Origin of the sequence: Clostridium sp. AF27-5AA, from assembly GCF_003478415.1 — a bacterium.
GTDB classification, from domain to species: Bacteria; Bacillota; Clostridia; order Lachnospirales; family Lachnospiraceae; genus Otoolea; species Otoolea fessa.
In genome coordinates, this window is record NZ_QUFH01000010.1 from 1 (window position 1) to 19,752 (window position 19,752).

At 50.0% G+C, this 19,752-nt stretch carries 15 protein-coding genes; all 15 read right to left on the reverse strand.

What is annotated here, in order from left to right; translation table 11 throughout:
- Positions 1-55: 55 nt before the first annotated feature.
- Positions 56-820 (reverse strand): carbon-nitrogen hydrolase family protein, encoded by a 765-nt coding sequence (locus DWY89_RS10345; RefSeq protein WP_118472964.1) that lies wholly within the window; start codon positions 818-820, stop codon positions 56-58.
- A gap of 309 nt (positions 821-1,129) precedes the next feature.
- Positions 1,130-2,443 (reverse strand): M18 family aminopeptidase, encoded by a 1,314-nt coding sequence (locus tag DWY89_RS10350; RefSeq protein WP_333491444.1) that lies wholly within the window; start codon positions 2,441-2,443, stop codon positions 1,130-1,132.
- On the reverse strand, positions 2,440-3,867 hold the full coding sequence (locus DWY89_RS10355) for an amino acid permease (protein ID WP_107001735.1): 1,428 nt from the start codon (positions 3,865-3,867) through the stop codon (positions 2,440-2,442). The genes DWY89_RS10350 and DWY89_RS10355 overlap by 4 nt, the downstream gene beginning before the upstream one ends.
- Before the next feature lie 316 nt (positions 3,868-4,183).
- Complete coding sequence (locus DWY89_RS10360) at positions 4,184-5,392, reverse strand: TolC family protein (RefSeq protein WP_118523959.1); 1,209 nt, start codon at positions 5,390-5,392, stop codon at positions 4,184-4,186.
- A 111-nt stretch (positions 5,393-5,503) separates the two neighbouring features.
- The gene (locus tag DWY89_RS10365) at positions 5,504-6,745 is read right to left on the reverse strand and encodes a TolC family protein (RefSeq protein ID WP_182434567.1); all 1,242 of its coding nucleotides are present in this window, start codon (positions 6,743-6,745) and stop codon (positions 5,504-5,506) included.
- 2 nt (positions 6,746-6,747) lie between these two features.
- Positions 6,748-7,407: a TetR/AcrR family transcriptional regulator gene (locus tag DWY89_RS10370; protein ID WP_118293719.1), complete on the reverse strand. Its 660-nt coding sequence runs from the start codon at positions 7,405-7,407 to the stop codon at positions 6,748-6,750.
- 88 nt (positions 7,408-7,495) lie between these two features.
- Positions 7,496-10,546, reverse strand: coding sequence for an efflux RND transporter permease subunit (locus DWY89_RS10375; RefSeq protein WP_107001739.1), 3,051 nt, complete (start codon positions 10,544-10,546; stop codon positions 7,496-7,498).
- Positions 10,543-11,664, reverse strand: coding sequence for an efflux RND transporter periplasmic adaptor subunit (locus DWY89_RS10380; protein ID WP_227589701.1), 1,122 nt, complete (start codon positions 11,662-11,664; stop codon positions 10,543-10,545). Before DWY89_RS10380 ends, DWY89_RS10375 begins: the two co-directional genes overlap by 4 nt.
- A gap of 360 nt (positions 11,665-12,024) precedes the next feature.
- Positions 12,025-12,576: a TetR/AcrR family transcriptional regulator gene (locus DWY89_RS10385; protein WP_118523957.1), complete on the reverse strand. Its 552-nt coding sequence runs from the start codon at positions 12,574-12,576 to the stop codon at positions 12,025-12,027.
- Positions 12,577-12,839: 263 nt separating this feature from the next.
- Complete coding sequence (locus tag DWY89_RS10390) at positions 12,840-14,519, reverse strand: potassium/proton antiporter (protein WP_118523956.1); 1,680 nt, start codon at positions 14,517-14,519, stop codon at positions 12,840-12,842.
- 101 nt (positions 14,520-14,620) lie between these two features.
- Entirely contained in the window at positions 14,621-15,901 is a 1,281-nt protein-coding gene (locus DWY89_RS10395; protein WP_118523955.1) for a DUF1576 domain-containing protein, read from the reverse strand.
- A 196-nt stretch (positions 15,902-16,097) separates the two neighbouring features.
- Positions 16,098-16,634, reverse strand: a complete 537-nt coding sequence (locus tag DWY89_RS10400) for a shikimate kinase (protein WP_022360009.1) — start codon at positions 16,632-16,634, stop codon at positions 16,098-16,100.
- Complete coding sequence (locus DWY89_RS10405; protein ID WP_333489860.1) at positions 16,631-17,317, reverse strand: flavin reductase family protein; 687 nt, start codon at positions 17,315-17,317, stop codon at positions 16,631-16,633. Before DWY89_RS10405 ends, DWY89_RS10400 begins: the two co-directional genes overlap by 4 nt.
- 12 nt (positions 17,318-17,329) lie before the next feature.
- A complete protein-coding gene (locus DWY89_RS10410; RefSeq protein ID WP_107001743.1) occupies positions 17,330-17,605 on the reverse strand; it encodes a type II toxin-antitoxin system HicB family antitoxin in 276 nt (91 codons plus the stop codon).
- A 94-nt stretch (positions 17,606-17,699) separates the two neighbouring features.
- A complete protein-coding gene (locus DWY89_RS10415) occupies positions 17,700-19,364 on the reverse strand; it encodes a putative manganese-dependent inorganic diphosphatase (protein WP_118482330.1) in 1,665 nt (554 codons plus the stop codon).
- Between the last annotated feature and the right edge of the window lie 388 nt (positions 19,365-19,752).

The window sequence follows — 19,752 nt, forward strand, 5'->3', positions numbered from 1 at the left end:
TGTATTTTATTCAAAAAATATCATTTTAAGGCTTGACTTTTAATAGTTAGTCTTCCTATATTTTGTTATAAACTTCTTCACGTCTCATTAATCTCCACGGGATGGTTTCTTTCGCTTTCTCCAAACATTCCTTTTTGAGCACAACACGTGTGTAGGATTCTTCTGATGTGCATAATCTGGCAAGCGTTGTTCCATCCGGATTCGAAACAGTTGTATTACCACAATACTCCACGTCCCCGGATGCCCTGTTTAATCCAACCGTATAAACCTGGTTTTCTGCTGCTCTTATACTGCTGCATCCGGAAAACAGGTAATCCCAACCCGGATTCCACGCGCTCGGATACATAATCACATCTGCGTTCTTTTTTAATGCTAAAGATTTTGCCAATTCTGAGAATCCAAAATCTGCACAAATTAACAATCCAATTGTCCAGCCTTTAAACGAAACCGTAACCAGCTCTTCTCCTTTCGCAAAAAAATCATTTTCCTTATCCCATAAATGAATTTTTTTGTACTCTCCCAAAAGTGTTCCTGTTCCATCCCAAATACAGGCAACATCATAATGCTGGTTTCCCTCTTTTTTATTAATTCCGGCCATGATTGCTATCTTATATTTACTGGCAAGCTCTGAGAAAAAAAGTGCTTCCCTATCTGAAATTATGGCCTTTTCAAAATTGTATCCGCTGATACAAAGTTCCGGAAAGCAAAGAAGATCTATGTCGTCAGAAGAATGGTTTCTAACAAGTTCTTCTATATGAGCACAGTTTTTTTCGATATTTCCTTCCTGGATAGATAATTGAATAATTCCTAGCTTTAACATATGTCCTCCTTTTTAAACTTACTTTTTTTCAATTTAATCCAAATATTCGATCCTTTTCTCCTTTCATTTTCATACTTACTCACGAAATTACGTTTCTTTTCTTGATTTTATCACGCAAATCAAACAAAATAAAATCATATTATTTTATAAAGTAATAAATCGTCATTATACCGGCTATAGTCTGAATTCAAGTCTGTCGTCATTTAGATATAAAAATATAGTAAAAGCCCCGGAGTTTTGTGATTCCGGAGCTTTTACTATATTTTGATACCGGATTGCTATGTGCTTCGCACTTTCGCAATCCTAAAACTATTCAAACATTGCGCTCTCAGCGCCTTCAATCTGAAGATTGGTCTGATAGAATTTGGTCAGAGCACTGATTGCATACTCCACATCCTTCACACCGGCTGTCTCGTAGCAGGAGTGCATACCAAGCTGCGGAAGACCGATATCTACCGCATGGACGCTGACCTGTGTATTGGACAGATTGCCCAGTGTGGAACCGCCTGCGCTGTCGCTGCGGTTTGCAAATGCCTGAACCGGAACACCTGCCTCATTGCAGACATTCGTAAATACCGCACGGCTGAATGCGTCCGTGGTGTATTTCTGGTTCGCACTCTCCTTGATGACGATACCCTTGTTCATCCAGGAGCAGTTGACCGCATCCGTCTTCTCCCCGTGGTTCGGGTGAACGGCGTGTGCGTTGTCACAGCTTACGAGGAAAGAACCGGCAACTGCCTGATAGTAGTCCTCCGGCGTCTTGCCAAGCGCACCGTTGATGCGGTGCAGGACATCCTGTAAGAAGGTGGACATCGCACCCTGCTTCGTATTGGAACCAACTTCCTCATTGTCGAAGCAGCAGTATACGCTGACATCGCGCTCATTCTTCGCCTCCAGGAATGCTTTCAGGGAAACGTAAGCGCACTGTAAGTCGTCCAGTTTCGGACTGGAAATGAACTCGTCCGCATACCCCCAGATCGTACCCGGCTGGCGGTTTACAAGGAAGAGATCCTTTCCTAAAATATCCTCCGCTGCCACACCAAGCTCTTTCGCAATCATCGCGTCAAACGCGCCTTTTTTCAGCTCACCAGCGGAGAACAGCGGGCATAAATCAACCTGACGGTTGTATTTGTATCCATTGTTCACCTCACGGTTGAAATGAATCGCTACGTTCGGAATGATGAGCAGGTCTTTATCGATGTACAGAAGTCTCGCGCTCACGCCCTGACCGTCTTTTACCAGCACACGGCCTGCAACGGTCAGAGGGCGGTCAAACCAGGTGTTGTCGATCATGCCGCCGTATGCTTCCACATCGAGGCGCAGATACTCGCCCGGACCATTTAACTCCGGCACACTCTTGATCTTGTAAGTCGGTGAATCACTGTGGGAGGCGCACATCTGGAAATGGTAATCGCCCAGTTCCTTTCCGACACGGAACGCAATGATACTGGAATGGTTGCGGATCGTGTAATACGTTCCGCCCTGTTTCACGTCCCAGCGGGTTCTCTCCGGCAGATAGGTAAAACCTGCCTCTTCCAGCATTCCCTTGATCGTCTCAATCGAATGAAACATACTCGGGCTGTTCTCAATAAAAGTCAATAATTCCTTCGCAGCATTCATCATGCAGACTTCCCTTCTCTCTTCTTAATCGCCGGTAAAATCAGTCCCAGTGCTACCAGAACGACTGGTGTGATGACATTCAGCATGGTTGTGTACAGATCACCCTGTTTGTACATACCTAATAAGCAGCAGGCTGCGGTCAGGATAAAGCACCATGCGCCAAAGCCCAGTGCCACTCCGTTGTTCTTCACAAAACGATACTCGCGCTCAAACTTATCTGAATGTTTGCGAAGCATGAAGTACGCAAAGAATACCCACAGATAACGCATCGGCATGGTAACCGAATTAAGCTGTGTCAGCTGGCGCAGAACCGTATCCGCATTCGGAACCAGAACCTGAGCCAGAATGATGGAACCGGACAGGATGACTACCATCCAGATACCATTGACGTAAGCGCCAAATTTGTTTTTCTTTAAGAGCTTGGTCGGGATGAACTGACGCGCATCCTCGTTGTCAAGCAGCATACGAAGCGGTGCATCGATGCTGACTACCAGCGTCGAGAACTGGCCGATCGCGTTGCAGGCTGCATAAATGATCATAATCAGGTTTCCAACGCCGTAATACTCACCCAGTTTCTGGAATGCCCAGTACTGTCCATTCGCATTGTAAGAGTCAAAATTAGCCTCAACCAAGGATACATCGAACATCATACCCATCGCGATTGTACCGAAGATCGCGCAGACGATTACCATGATCGCTGCAAAAATCATACTCTTCGGGAATCCCTTGGACGGATCCTCTACCTTGTTTACATATGGGGAGATCTTCTCACAGCCGCCGACTGCAAATACAAGGATGGACAAGCTGCTGAAATACTTCCAATCAAAATGCGGAATCAGGTTTTTCAAGCTGAAATCCACCGACAGGTAACCACCGTTCGGATTGATGACCGGTGCAGCAAACATCAGCAGAATGTACAGGATACTCATGACAAACATACTGGTTCCCGCCAGGGTAGCCAGTTTCTTTAACGGGTTTAAGCCGCGGCTTGCAACCCAGCAGAAGAACAGCAGTACCGCAAAGGTAACTAACTGAACCGCTTTCGTGTTAAAGGACGCATACTTCTCTGCGTTCTGGAAAATCATCCAACTCAGCGCTTTCAGACCGCCGGATCCCTTCGATGCGATGTAGGTGACATGGCAAGCCCAGTAGGTCCAACCTGCGTAGTATGCAGCCTTCGCGCCGGTTGTCTCATGAATCCAGGAGCTGACACCGCCGCCCGAATTCTTAAATGCGGAACCAAGCTCTCCGACCATCAGTGCGTACGGTACAAAGTACAGTGCGAACATCAGAATCCAGGAGAAGATAACCTGTGTTCCATTGAAGTATACGAAACCATTTAAAACGTTTCCAAATCCCCAGAGGGTGGAGAAACACATAAAGGAAAGCATATACCACTTGATTTTGTTTTGTTGTGATTTGTTCATATCTTATTTTCTCTCCTTACTGAAAGTATCTTTTTTATTTTCTCATATGCTGCGTTAATTGTCAAAAGTATTTTTTTATTAACCCAGTATTTTCCAGTCCGAATCGGTAGTATTCTGTAGTTTGTGGCTATTTTTTGTTAAATCCATACAATATGCACCTATTTTTTCCCCAAAAAAAGCGGCGATTCGAAAGAAAACGCCGCTTTTTGCCTCTTGTTTTATAAATATTTTATTATATCATTTTCGATATACACAGCTCCTCCAGCGCCACGTTAACCCCCGCGCAGAGGAAGTGCCAGAAACTTAACTTCTGTCCCTACTTCATGTAACCTTTCAGCGCCCACTCATACGTCTCGATCGCCTGCTGCAGGTTCATGTTAGCTGTCTCCTTATCGATCTGCTTTTCCAGTACGGAGACTTCCTCGCTCTTGTACTCCATCTGGGTCGTCATGCCAAGCTCCAGCTTCTTCTGCATCGCATTCATCGCCTGCGTCTCTGCTGCCAGAGACGCATCGGCAAGCTGCAGGGCTGTCTGCTTCTGCATGATGTCGTTGTAGAGTGTCTGCATACTGGAGCGGATCGTCTGCTCCTGGTTCTTGATGGTGCGGTCCATGTTTTTCTTATCAGCTGAACCTTCTGCCATATTGGCATAGCCGCGCTTATTGGACTGTAAGGACAGGTTCTGTTGGAGCGCCGTCTGTGTGTCCGCCGCCAGGTTCATTGCCGCGATCCGTCCAAGATCCGCCTGCGGCAGATCCTGGATATCCGGTTCCGCGTCATAGGTCCAGCCGGTCTGGACGCAGAGCTGCTGGTGCTGGGTCTGAAGCCCCGCTTTCGTCTGTGTCAATGTGGATTGAAGCGACTGCAGCGATTTCTGTGCATTTAACACATCAATCTGGGTCGCCTGACCGAGCTGCTGGCGTTTCTGAGTCATCTGCAGTGTCAGTTCCTGCAGTTCCAGCGATTTCTCCATCAGCGGAATTGTCTTTTTGACCTGATTATACGCCGCAAACGCTGCCTCTACCTGTACCACGACCGCATCCTGGCTGTTCATATAGTCCAGACGGTCCATCTCGCTGTCACGGTAGGAGGCATCGGCCGACTGCTGCGTTTTTAATGCATTCTGCTCGACCATCACCGATGCAGACATCAGGCTGGCATACGCACTTGCCATGCCCGGCACTGCCAGATAATCCTCAATCTGGTCTGCCTGATCCCGCAGGTTATCCGCGCTGTCATACAGGTCATTTGCCTGATTGTACTGCTTATCCTGCACTTCCTTCGCATTCTTTGTATCGCGTCCTGCCTGATAGGTTGTCTGGTTGTTTAAATACGTCGGGTTGTACTCCTGTACCAGATACGGCAGCTCGCTGTATTCCATCACATTGTCCTGAAGCTTCGCCCATGTATCCGCATCGTAGGCGAACTGCGGGCTGGCAGCCAGCGCCGCAAATGATCCCTGCAATACCAGAACCGCTGCTGCCGCTGCGCTCAGAAGCGCCGTTTTCCTTCTTCTATGTTTCATTTCCGGTTCCTACTTCCTTTCTGTTCCCATTCACGTTACGGTTCACGCATACGTGTCCAGTAACGGAATTTGCCGTGGCTTCGCATTTAAATACGGCAAATTCCTGACGAACTACTTGCTTACAATCAGGCCTCTAACTGCCCACTCATAATTTTCCACCGCTTTGGTATATTCCAGCTCGGCGGTCTTATACGATGCCACGCTGCTGAGCCAGGAACACTCAAGCCCCAAATAATTGGCTCTTGAGAGCATTCCCAGTGCGTTCTGGCGCTTTGCCGCCTCGTAACTCTGCGCGGCCGCCTGATATCCGGCTGCTGCACTGTCATACGCCTGCTTCTTGGATACTACCGCCGCATAGAGGTTCTGGATTGTGATCGCCACCGAATCCTCGGTATAAGCAACGTTTCTTTTTTTGACCGTACGGTTGGAAGAACCCGTTGCCTTATTTGCACGTACCGACATCAGATCATAATTCGCACTGACTGCCGCCTGTGTATCGGTACCCAGATCCATTGCCGCGATCCGGGACGCATCCGGAACCGGCACATCCGCAAAGGTTACCGGCGCATCCGCGTCAAATCCAAGTAGCATTAAAATATTCTGTTTGAGCTGCAATGCCCCGTTTTCTGCCTGTTGGGCGCTGGAATTGGCCTGCTGCAGCGCCTTCTGCGCCGTCAGAACCTCCTGCGCGGAAGCACGGCCGAGCGCCTGCATCTTCTGTGCGGCATCCGCATTTACCTGGCACATCTCCACATTCTTTTTCGCTGTCTCCACCTGCGGGAGCAGTTCCTCATACTGGATGAGCAGGTTCTGCACCGCCTTGACTAACTTATTCTTCGTCTGGCGCAGGGTCCGGGCGTAGGTGCCGGAAAGCTCCTTGTTCGTAAGCTTTGCCCCCTGTTTGCGCAACTCTCTCGCTGCCGCCTTGTAGCCCTCAAACAGCTCTCTCGTCTCCGCATCCATATCGTCGGACTTCAGGTCCATCGCATCTTCCATGAGGGCGCTTGCCTCAGCCGCCAGGGCAGTTCCCGCCGACTGGCTGGTCGCCTGGCTGTAGAGCTGGGAACGCAGGTTTAAATACGTGCTGTTGTAGCCCTCGATCCGCCATGCGATCTCACCGTACTCCAGCGTCCCGTCCTCAAGCTGCTCTTTGGTGTACGGGGAAGTCTCCTCCTCCATCTCGGTATTGCCGCCCGTCAGCACCGGACCGGTCGCATCGTCACCGATCCGCGCATCTGAGCCGATCCCCGGTGTTTTAGCCGCATATGCCGGCATCGTCATAGCTGTGCTGACTAACGCCGCCTGTAAAAGAATGGCAAACAGTTTCTTCCTGTTTTTCTTCATCTTACTCATCTTCATTTCCTTTCGGCGCTCTGCGCGCCCGCTCCCGATTCTATCCCAGCGCCCCGTTTCAGGATACCGAGTGTCAGGACAAACCGTTCCCGGATACGGTTTTCCGGGACTCCGTCGTGAAAGCTCTTGATCTCCATCGCGATCGACATCATCGCCATGCGGAAAAAGCTCATATATTCCTCCCAGCCCATCTTCCGCAGGGATTTTCCCACGCACGCCTCATAAGCGGCGCGTTCCAGCTTCTGTCCACGCACGGCGCGTGGACTGTCCAGATCGGAGCTGAATATATCAAAGAGCAGCGCCTCACGGCTGCTGCACTCCATGATGTTGCGGATGAAATCGGTGCGTCTCTCATCGCGGCACAGGGCAAGCGAACCGTTTAAAAACTGCCCTAACATCTCCCAGATGTCCCCCTGCGCCTCTTCAAGGCAGCGCACGCCGCACTCATAAAATTCATTGATAAAACTCTCACACAGATATCCTAAAACATCCCATTTACTGTCAAAATACGTATAAAAACTGCCCCGGGAGATCCCGGCATCTTCTATCATACGGTTGAGCGATGCTTTTTCTATCGTTGTCCGCGTATATTCAGCCATACACGCGTCCCGGATTTTCTTCTGTTTTTCCTCCGGCAACCGCTTAAATCGTTCCGACGGCATCTTCTTCTCCCCCTTTTTCTATCAGTACAGGCAGCTTCCCCGCCCCGGGTCCGCCGCCTGACAGATTCACTGCTTAACCTGCTTTTCCTTAGTCGCAGTCCAGCTTATCATACTCATCTTCTTTGCCTTTTCCCATGTTATAAACCACTCGGTAGAAGGACGGAAGCAGTACCAGCGTCAGGATCGTCGCCGCAACCAGACCGCCGACGTTTACAAGCGCTAAGCCCTGCATCATCTTGCCCGCCTTACCAAATGCCAGACAGTTCGGGATCATCGCAATGATGGTCGTCAGTGTCGTCATGCAGATTGGGCGTACACGGATCGCACCTGCCTCTACCAGCGCCTCGTCTAACGGCATCTCCATCCGTAGCTGGTTGACCGTATCCACATACAAAATACCGTTGTTTACAACCGTACCGACCAGCATCAGGAAACCAAGCATGGAGTTCATACTGATCGGGCAGTCCGCCAGAAACAGGAATCCAAAGGAACCGATCAAACTGAACGGGATCGTTGCCATAACCATCAGGGAGAATTTCGGGGACTCAAACTGGATCGCCATGACAATGAAAATCAGAAAGATCGCTGTGACAAGCGCCATTCCCAACGCGGAAAGCTCCTCGCCCATCGACTCATCCAGGCTATTGGTCGCCATCTCAACGCCGTACGGGAATTCCCAGTTCTGCACGAAGCTCTTGACATCTTTTTCAGCCGTCTTCTTATAATCTGCCTGTGCCTGCATCGTGATCGATACCTGGTACTGTTTCTCTTTTCGTGAAATCTCCTGTGGGCTATCCTGGTAGTAGATCTCTGCCAGATCCTCCAGCGGAAGCGTATTACCCGTCGCCGTCGTGATCATCATGCCCTGCAGTTTCGCGATGGAATCGTAGCGATCCGGCGCAAATTCTACCTTCACGTCCTGATCATTGCCGTTGACGGAGATCGTCGCCGCTTTCACACCGCTTAAATTACTGTATACCATCGAACCGATGCTGGCCGGGGTCAGTCCCTCTGCCTCTGCCTTAACCGGATCCACATTTACCTTGATAACCGGCGCCGCATTCTCAACAGAAGAATGTACCTGCATAACATCCTCGCGCTTGCGAAGCTCAGTTACCAGATCATCCGCTGCCTTCTTTAGGGTGTCGTAATCGGTACTCTGCAGATCCACCTCAATTGAATCACCGCTGCTCATGCTGCTGCTCATACTGCTGCTGCCCTGTTCCAAGGTAATGGTCGCATCAACGTAGTTCTGTGTCGCATATCTCCACTTCTCGATAACCTCGTCCGTGGAAAGTTTTCTCTTATCTTTTAAGTAGGCATTCAGCGTCACATCACTTCCGGAAGTCATGCTGACACCACTGTTTCCATATGTCATCAGGTAATGATCCACATCCTCGTCTGTCTCTACCATATTTTCCAGATCGAGCACAGTGTCACGGATCGCCGATACCGAATAACCCGGTTTCGTCTTGATCGTCATCGTGACGATACCTTCATCGATCGAAGACATCAGCTCCAGGTTCAGTCTGGACGCCATGAGGATGGACAGGACAACCAGCACTGCAGTCGTTCCGAATACAAGCGCATAGCGCTTGATGACATGCGGCATATGCTTGCGATACCAGCCCTGGATGCCTTTGATTATACGTCCTGCCGGCGCATGATCCTTCTCAACCGGATGCCAGAACATATAGCAGAGCGGCACGATGATGACTGCTGAGAATAAGGAAGCCGTCATACAGAAAATGATCGTGTACCCGAGCTGTGTAAAGAGCTGTCCAGACATACCATTTAACATCAGAAGCGGAATAAATACAACACAGGTTGTCAGCGTACCGCCGGTGATCGAGCCGATCATCGTGCGCGTACCTTCCAGCGCCGCATCATAGAAATCCAGTTTTTCCTTTGCCCGGAAACATCCGTCGAGGACGTTGATCGAGTTATCAACCATCATACCTACACCGAGAACGAGCGACGTCAGGGAAATAATATTCATTGAGAATCCCATCGCCGCCATACAAATGATCGCCAATACAACGGAGATCGGAATGGACGTACCTACGATGACCGACGCACGCAAATCGCCATAGAATAAGAACAGAATGATCATGGACAGGATGATCGCCAGGATCAGGGTCTGGATTACGCTGCTTAAAGACTGTTTCAGCGTGTCACTGGCATCATCTACCACGGTGATTTTAAGACCCGGATACTGCTTTTCAATTTCCTGCACCTTCTTGGTTACCTGGTTGGAAACCTCGATCGCGGTGGAACTCTGCTGTTTTTTGATTCCCAGGGAGATAACATCTTCGCCATTGTAACGTCCGATCGAGCTTGCATCCTCCAGCGCCTCATAGACATTTGCGATATCAGAAAGATGGATCGTCTCACCGTTTGCCAGCGGAAGTACGACATTTTTCAGACTTTCCGTGCTCTTAAATTCGTTGCCGACACTGACGTCGAGATCCTGTTTTCCAACCCGGACATCGCCCGCCGGGATCGTGAAATCGGCGGCACCGACTAACTGTGCAACCGTATTCATATTCAGGTGGTACTGTGCCAGTTTTTCCGGAATCAGTTCCACGCGGGTGTAGCTATCCTGACCGCCGGCAATCGAAACCTCGCCGACCGAGCTTAATTTCTCAAACTCAGGAACAATTTTGTCATCTACATATGTATAAAGGTTCTGATCAGCGTCGCCGCTGACTGCCAGCGTAACCGTCGCCATCGAGTTGATATCCAGCTCCATGATATTCGGATCGTTGGCATCGTCCGGCAGATCGCTCTGAATGCCATCTATCGCCTTTTTCAGGTTAATGTATGCGGTATCCATGTTGGTACCGTACTCATACTGGACAATGACGATCGATACATTTTCACGGGAAATGGACTGTACCTTATCGACCGAGTCCAATGATGTGATCGCATCTTCTTCTTTCTTGGTAACCAGATCGGTTACGTCCTCCGGGCTGGCTCCCGGATACACCGTAGCGATGATTAACATCGGCATCTCCATCTCTGGCGTCAGTTCCAGCTTCATGCCCATGACGGACTGAAGGCCGAAGTACGCGATGGTAATCAGACAGAGAATGATGGTAACCGGACGCCGCAGTGCGAGTTTTGTCAGTCGAATCATTCTTTGTCACCTGCCTCTGTCGTCTCCGCTGCTGTCTCATTGTTTCCGTCTGTCTGCGCGCCATCGGTATCCTGTGCTAACAGGACTTCTCCCTGATCCACCAGCTCGTTGCTCCAGCTCACGATGACCTGGCTGTCACTCGTCAGACCCGATTTTACTTCCATATTTTCATCGTCATAGATACCTGCTTCGATCTCGGTCTTCTCCGCTTTTCCATCCTCATAGAGATATACAAACGGGGCACCGTTGTCATAGCTGACTGCATCGACCGGAACGGTCAGCACCTGGCTGACATGGTCCATGATAACCGTCATTTTTACGCGAGAACCATTCGTAAGACCTGCTGCATCCGGCACCATCGCACGCGCGTCATAAAGGCCGCTGCTCTCGTTGACCATAGATCCGATTTCGGTTACAGTACCGGTGTAATCCGCACCATTTTTCTCCAGCGTCACGCTGTCGCCCAACTCCATCGTCTGGTGGATCTTCTCGGTGATGCCGAATTTAACCTGTAACTGGCTGGCACCGGAGATCGTGCAGATCTCGCCTGCCGGAGATACATGATCATGCGGCTCGACGCTCCGGGACTCGATCACACCGTCGATCGGCGCCGTCACGGTCGTGTATTTCACCTGCAGATCGTACTGGTTCTTCGCAGATTCATAGGAAATCTTCGCATTCTGTGCGCTGTTTTGTGCCTGCTCCATCGCCTCCTGGGAGACAAAACCATCAGCAAAGAGCGCCTGGGTACGGCTTAAATTGCTGTCCGCATTCTTTAAGGCAACGGAAGCCGCATCCACCTGTAGCTTTAACGCTGTCAACGCGTCGGAATCGATCTTGCACAGCGCCTGCCCTGCCTGGACCGTATCACCCGCCTGGAAGTAAACCTCCAGCACCTCGCCGCTCATCTTCGGCATGACGCTCGCGCGGGACTGCGGCTCTACCAGTCCGGTCAGATCCGTGTACAAGCTGATGTCCTGACGAACCGGATTTTCTACTCTTACGGTTGGACGGGATTCATATTCCACCGCCGTATTCTTATGACCGCATCGGGACAAAACGACAGCGCCAACAACTACAATCGCAGCCAGCGCCAGAATCTTTCCTCTTTTTTTCATAATTTCCTCCATCTATGCTTGTTCTTGGTAAAAATTTTTCTCAGTCTATATTTTACTCATCTCGTATACACTTTGCCACTCCCAAGTTCGGACAGGTGTGTACACAAATTCGCCAAAATGTATCTATCCATGTTCATCTTTTTTTCATGGCACCCGAATTCTCCTGCCGCTGACCGTTTTTTCCGGGTACATGACAGCAAAAACGCAGAAAAAACCAACCAAATACCGCTGATTCCTCCTGCGTTTCCTTGTTCCATTTTCTAATTGATAATAATTCGTAACTGTTCAGTACCTTCACAGTCACGCGCAGACCTACTGAACAGTTACAATAATTCTCAAAACTGCCGGAAACCTGCTTTCCTAACGGACCTGCATAGGGTCACGCCCGGTGCATTTGCGGATCACGCTCATGAACGTGGCGACGCGCTCCTTCACATCCGCCTCATCCTTAAACGGCGCGTCAAACGCAACTCCCATAACCGAGAAAATGATGATCTGCACCGCCATCGCCGCCTCCGGCATCGTCAGGTTCTTAAACATACCAATCCGCTCCAGATGGTTATAAAAATACTGGTACACCTTTTCTCCCATCTGACGGCGCAGCGCCATGAACTGTACCGACTCGGACAATGCCCGGATATGCTTCTGGTTTTCCATGATATACATATACAGCTGTGTCAGCGCCTTCTCCGGATCTGGCTGGCTCATCGTCTCTTCCATGATGCGCTTCATCTCGCGTTCCATCCGGTATTCCATCAAATCATATATATCTTTAAAGTAATAATAAAATGTTTTTCTTGTGATCCGGCTCCGCTCAACCAGCGCCGTAACCGTGATCTTCTCGACCGGTCTTTCCGACTCCAGCTCGATATAAGCCTCTACAATCCGTTCCTTCGTATTTCCCTGCTGCATACTCTTTTCCTCCGGCAAACCGTTGTTGTTTTAGTATAGTTTAAAATTCAACAAACTGCAAGTATTGCCTGAAATTCCCATGTTCCTGCGATGAATCGTTACTGTTCACGCATGCGTGCCCAGTAACGGAATTTGCCGTGGCTTCGCATTCAAATACGGCAAATTCCTGCTGCCACCACGTTTTCTTACGGCACTTTCGGTTCCAAAAGTGCCTACCCGTGAACAGTAACGATGAATCCACGTTACTGTTCACGCAAACGTGCTTATTTGTGAACAGCAGCCGATACGACCGATCCGCTTTCGTGTTTCACACGCCCTTCCACCTGCGGCAGTTTCTGCGAGTATACAACCACCCGGTCGCCTTCCAGTATCTGCGTACCGCCGTCTGGAATGATGATCTGGCTGCCCCGCTTTATCATCACAATGATCGTATTTTTATAGAAACGCGCCTCCGCGATCTTCTTACCACACCAGCGGTGATCTGGTGTCATCAGAATCTCTTTTAAAAGGATTCCCTGGCTGTCCGTAAAGCCCTCTGCACCCAAGACGACGGTATCCCCTTCCTGAATTACAGTCTGCCCTTTGGGCACAATCGTCTGCGCGCCGCGCCGGATCACTGTGATTAACATACCCGGAAGCATCTCGATCTCACAGATTTTACGGTTTTTCCACGGATGATTGTCCCCGATCGGAAGCTGCACGAACTGAATCTGCATATCACCCGTATAGTCCGAGAACGTCCGCATGACATCGGTCGAGTTGTCGATCATGTCACATTTTTCTGCCACCTTCGGAAGCAGCGAACCTTGAAAAATGATGGAAAATAAAACAACGCAGAACACGATGTGGAATATATCATATTTCATATATCCCTCACTGAGCGTCGCCATGATCGCAAATACGATTGACGCCGCACCGCGCAGACCCGCCCAGGAAATAACCAGATACTGCCCGATCGGCGGTTTCGACGGTGCGAGCAGCAAGCCAACCGCCGCCGGACGAGCCACAAATGTTAAAAACAATGCGATTGCGATCGCCGGAAGCACGATCGACGGCATCTGCGAGGGAAACGCCAGAAGTCCCAGTAGGAAAAACAGAAGCATCTGCATCATGCCGGTAAACGCATCAAAGAAGCCAACCAGCGCTTTCTGGTTCTTCAGCTCCTGATTTCCGAGGATAATACCGGTCAAATACACGCTTAAGTAGCCATTTCCGCCAATCTGGGATGCAAACGCGTAGGAAATGATTGCCGCCGCAAAGACAAAGATCGTGTCAAATCCCTCGCCATAAAAGGCATACCGCTTTAAAAGCCATGTCACCAGCCACGCGACCGCCGCGCCGGTCAAAAGCCCAAATGCGAGCTGGCGGATCAAAAGCAGAACCGCCGAACCTCCGCTCACACTCCCCGTCATCGCAGACAGCAGAATCACCGTCATCATGTACGCAAACGGGTCGTTGCTTCCGCTCTCTAACTCCAGCATGGATGCCGTGCCGTATTTGAGGTTCAGCTTGCGCGAACGCAGGATCGAGAACACGGATGCCGCATCGGTCGATCCAAGGACTGCGCCGAGAAGCATTCCTTCCATCAGTGCCATCTTAAGCACCAGATGACAGAACAGCCCGGTCAAAAGCGCCGTCAGCACTACACCCACCGAGGATAACAAAATCGACCGCCCCGCGACCGGCTTCGCCTCACTCCAGCGCGTGCCGAACCCGCCGTAAAACATGATAAAAATCAGTGCCACCGAGCAGACCTGTTCCGCCAGTGCAAAATTGCCGAATGGAATCTTAAAAATACCGTCCGATCCAAACAGCATTCCCAGCATAATAAAAATAAACAACGTCGGCACCCCCAGCCGCCCCGAAAGACGGCTTCCCGCGATGCAGACAAGAATAATAATCGCTACGACCAGAAGCGCAAATGAAGTTGAAATATGTATCATTCCTTTCTATGTTTAATAGGTATCATAAATGTGGTGTTTTTATAATGATACAATATCTCTACGCCTCTTTCGTGTTAAGATTCCATTAAAAAGAAGAAATCTTACAGCGACAGATCTCCCTTCGCCCGCGCCCTCCGGTCGCGGATCGACTGGATCACCGGCACCAGGAACATCGCGACGATACCGCCCGCAAATCCATTGTTATAGAGGTTCATGCCCCCATACACGATCCCAACATTGAGCGCCACCGACGCGTGCAGAAAACCAGCTAACACGCCGCATAAAATTCCAAACTCTCCGGCGATCGGCGCCAGCGTCGTGGAAAAGAGCAGCGCCAGAAGTGCCGACGGATTCGTGATATCCCACGCCCGGACGGTACTCGCAATGCAGACGCCCGCCATGATCGGGAAAATATTCCGCAAATGTTTTCCAGTCGCACTGAATCCAACGATGGTAAAGATTCCGCCGATCGTCGGTCCATTTAGGTTTCCGCCGACTGCCAGCACAAAGAAGGTCGCAAACAGACCATTGAGTCCCATGTTGAGAAGCGTCACCGCACCGCCCAATTCCAGCAGGTAATCGGTACCGCCGATTCCCGTTGTCGCAAGGAGTTTTTCATACCCTAAAAGCGTATCTTTTCCGCGCCACAGCACTGCCACCACCGACATGCCTGCAAACAAGACAAATAGCAGCCCTAAAAGCATCGCATCATTGCCGGAGGACCAGATAAGACGCGCCTCCGTCTCAATTCCAAAGGACTTAAACGTGGAGACCAGGACCGTCGCAATGATGCCAGAGGCAAATCCCACATTATAAAGGGAATATCCCTTATGGGCATAGTGGGAATGCGTCGCGAGCGGTGGAAGCACGAATCCGATACAGATTCCCACCAGAATCGTCACACAGAAGCGCTGCCAGATCGGCAGCTCCACCACGTGCATCAGCTGTGTGATGATCGGAGACAGGCTCGTTCCGTAGATGCCGACATAAATATAGTTGGATAAGTGCATTTTATGATATTTTGCATAGAGAAATACACCCAGAAAAATCGCCCAGATATTCATCAGATTTTTTCCGAACAAAGAGAATCCAAACATCAGACAGCAAGACGTGATCGTATGCCCGTCCATCTCCATCCCAAGACTATAGACAAAGTAGATGCTGATAAGCGCCATCATCCCGGCATTGACAAACGCGGCTCCCATGCCGCCGACCGCAATATAATCGGTGATCAGAAAATCCGGTTCCCTTATGATTTCATAGATACCAGTCACAATGGAGTCAAACGGCTGTATAATCAGCCCCACTGAAATGAAATAGATCGGAATCAGTGCCAGAAGAAAGAATTTCATCTCTCTGGACAGAGATTTCACTGTAGTCATATACGCACACCTTTCAAAAAAGGGATGCAAAAAAGATTCCGCATCTTTGCACCCCCGACTGTTAACATTCTATAAAAATGGTTACTATTCTATTGTATTGGATTTTCAACTGTTTTGCAACTGATTTTTTTCTCACTGTAACCCGTTATGAAACCCGTCCGGCAGAACCGGCTGCCCCCATTCTCATGTGAAATTGTTACTCTTCCTCCGGCGCACTTCCCAGCACATAACCGCGCTCTTCCAATATTTCGCGCAGCTCATCAACCACCGCCCCCAGCTCTTTACCTTCCTCGTCGATCGTGATGTCCGCGTATTTCTCAAAATACGAGATCCTCTCATGGTAGAGATCCAGAAGTGTCATGCCGTCTTTCAGCGCCACGCCGCGGTCCTTGACATCGCCGACGCGTTTTACCAGCTCGTCATAGGTAATTTTCAGATAGACAACCAGTCCGATGGATTTTAAATGTTCCATCGCTTCCTTTCCGTAGATCACGCTGCCACCCGGTGCGATGACCGCCTGCTCGGCTTCCACCCCCGCGTTGACGCGGTTCTCCACATCGAGAAATCCGTCCAGTCCCTGTTCTTCGATGATCTCGCGCAGACGCTTACCTTCCTGTTCCTGAATCAGCAAATCCACATCTATAAAGGAATAGCCCAGTCTCTTTGCTAAAAGCACTCCGACCGTGCTCTTTCCTGCGGACGGCATACCAATCAGGGTTACATTATTTTTCATCTTTGGCACCTCTTCTTTTTCTTTACACTCCATCCAAATGTTCCAAGAAGCTCTGAAAGCCCATAATAGCCGCCATGCGAATACACAATCGGTTCCGCCTTTGCAAGCTCCAAGCTGCCGCGCTCGTTGAGCCACTGCTCGTCCACGCTGACACCCGTTACCTCTGCCAGAAACATATGATGTGACCCCAGTTCCTTGACTTCGGTCACCCGGCACTCGATCGCGACCGGGCTTTCGGCGATCACCGGCGCTTTCACCGTCTGCGCCGGAACCGGTGTGAGCCCTGTCTCCTTCCATTTATCCACATTCCTGCCGGAGCGGACGCCGCAGTAATCGGTCGCATACGCCATCGACTCCGTCGCCAGGTTGATGACAAATTCGCCGCTCTCCCGCAGCATATGGTAAGAATAGCGCTCCGGGCGCACCGAAATGTACGCCATCGGCGGGTTCGTACAGATCGTGCCCGTCCAGGCAATCGTGATGATGTTGCTGTTTCCTTCGCAGTCCGCCACTGTGACCAGCACCGCCGGAACCGGATAAATCATATTGCCCGGCTTCCACTGGGCGCGCGGTCCCGGAGTGTTCCGGGTCTCCATCCGTTTTTTCAACTGTCCTTCCGGGTTCTGCCTTGCTCCTCCCCGGCGACGCTCTTCTGGCTTTCCAGCCGCTCTCTTCTGTGCCATCCCTATATCCTCTTAATCGTTGTCCGGGAGAAGTTTGATCCGGACCATGATCTGTTTCACCATGCTTCCTTCCGGCAGGCTCATATCATCGATATGCGTCTGTGCCGGCAGATCGCCCTCTTCCTCCAGCTCCAGGCTGATCCAGTTGTACGCTGCCTCCCGCGCATTTTCCACCGCATCCTCCAGATCCGGACCTTCCGCCTCGCAGCACTCCAAATCCGGGAAATATGCATCATACCCTTTTCCATCTTTCTTAGGCGTAAAAACCGCCGGATATACAAATGTCATGATATCCTTCCTTTCCGTCCGACCTTCCTGCCCTGCACGAACTATCACTGGATTTTCCGTATGAAACAATCCCGTCCGCGCACTGTCACCTGATTTACTGCTCCAGTGTCACTGTCAGTGCCGGAATCAGCTGTTTCTTTCTGGAAACAACGCCCGGCAGTGTTGCCGTCTGCTTCAGCTCTTCATTTGCATCACCTACGTGGAACGCATCTGCCACAACCTGTGCCGCCCCCTGTCCAACACAGAGAAGTTCGGTCGTCTCCGTCAGGATATTCGTCAGCATGAAGAAGATCATATCCAGACCTTCGTCCTCACGCGCCTTCTCCATAAACGGCAGCATACGGTTCTTCAGCTTTCCAAGCTCCTCTGCATTCAGGGAGTTGATCTGACCGACGCCGAAGTTTGTCTTTCCAGCTGAGAATTTCTTGAAATCCAGATACAGAATCTCTGCATCGCTCTTGCCCTTTAACTCGCTGCCTGCCTCAAACATCTGGTTTGCGAACTCATCCAGCTTGATGCCTGCCATCTCAGCCAGAGAAACCGCTGCCGCCCGATCCATCGGTGTGCAGGTCGGAGAACGGAACAGAAGCGTATCGGAGATGATCGCACTGCAGAGCAGACCTGCGATGGTCTTGTCGATCTCCAGCCCCTGTTCGCGGTACATCTGGAAGATGATCGTTGCCGTACAGCCCAGCGGCTGGTTACGGAAGAAGACCGGTCCGACTGTCTCCACAGTACCCAGACGATGGTGGTCAATCAGTTCCAGGATATTGGCATTCTCGATGCCGTCTACCGCCTGGCCGCGCTCATTGTGATCGACCAGAATCACGTTCTTGCCGCGCGCACCCAGTAAGTTACGGCGGGAAATCAGGCCTTTGTATTTGCCTTCTTTATCGAGTACCGGGAAATGACGGAAACGCTTGCTTGCCATCACATCCTTAATATCATCGATGAAATCATCTGTATCGAAGGTGATCAGCTTCTCAGTCTTCATGAAATAGCTGATCGGCATACTCTGGTTAATGAGACGAGCTGCCGTGTAGGTATCATACGGAGTTGTGATGACGGTACAGCCGCGCTCCTGTGCCAGTTTTTTGATCGTCATGGAAACGCCAGCGCCCTCGCACACGATGATACAGCTTGCGCCCATCTCGATCGCGCACAGCTGCGACTCATAGCGGTTGCCGAGGATAACCAGGTCGTTCTCTTCAATATAATATTCCATCATATCCGGATTAGCTGCCGCAATCAGGACTTTTCCTTTATCAAAGTACGCTTTCTCATCGCCAACAAAAATCGCGCCCTCCAGGGTCTCGATGATATTTGCATACTGGGTGCATGCCTTGGAAAGAATGCTGCTGTCGTATACATTCATATAAGAACGGGTGATATCGCCGACTGTGATCAGACCTTCCAATATATTCTTATCGGTAACAGCCGGAAGTGTTACCAGACCGTCCTCCTGCATCAGGTTCCATGCTTTTCTCAGGGAAATATTCTTGGAAACACCTGGAGTCTCGCGGATCTCAATATCCTTGACCTGCGTTTTGACGGATTTAATCAGTTTCGGCACATCTACCTTAAAGTAATCCAGTACGAAGGTTGTCTCCGGGTTCAGTTCTCCGGCACGGCACGGTACATATTCGCCGCCCGTCTGAAGTGTTTTGAAATTCGCATAGCCGATTGCAGAACAAATCGAATCCGTATCCGGGTTTTTATGTCCAATTACAATCGTTTTCTTTGCTTTTTCTGCTGCCATTTTTTCCTCCTGATTCGCACCGTGCGCTGCAAATTCTGCCATTTTTCTTTCTATCCTCTGTTTTGATAGAGAAACCTCTGATTCATGAAACTTTTTTGTACAAAATCGCCAATTTTCATAATCTGTTTACACGGTGTTCATATTTTATTCATATCTTATTTTTATACTAAAAGCATAAAAGATTTCACTTTTCAAATTTGTTTTATAGTGATTTTGCACATAGATTTTTCATAATTGCCCCGGATGCTTGACCGCTCCGGGGTCTCCTCTTGTCTACAGCATTTTTCGGCATATCTGAACGTTTTTCTATCCCTATTTTCTTCAAACGTCCAGCCCCTTTACCCTGCACTCTGTCACTCAAAACAAGGCGTCTAATCGTAACTGTTCA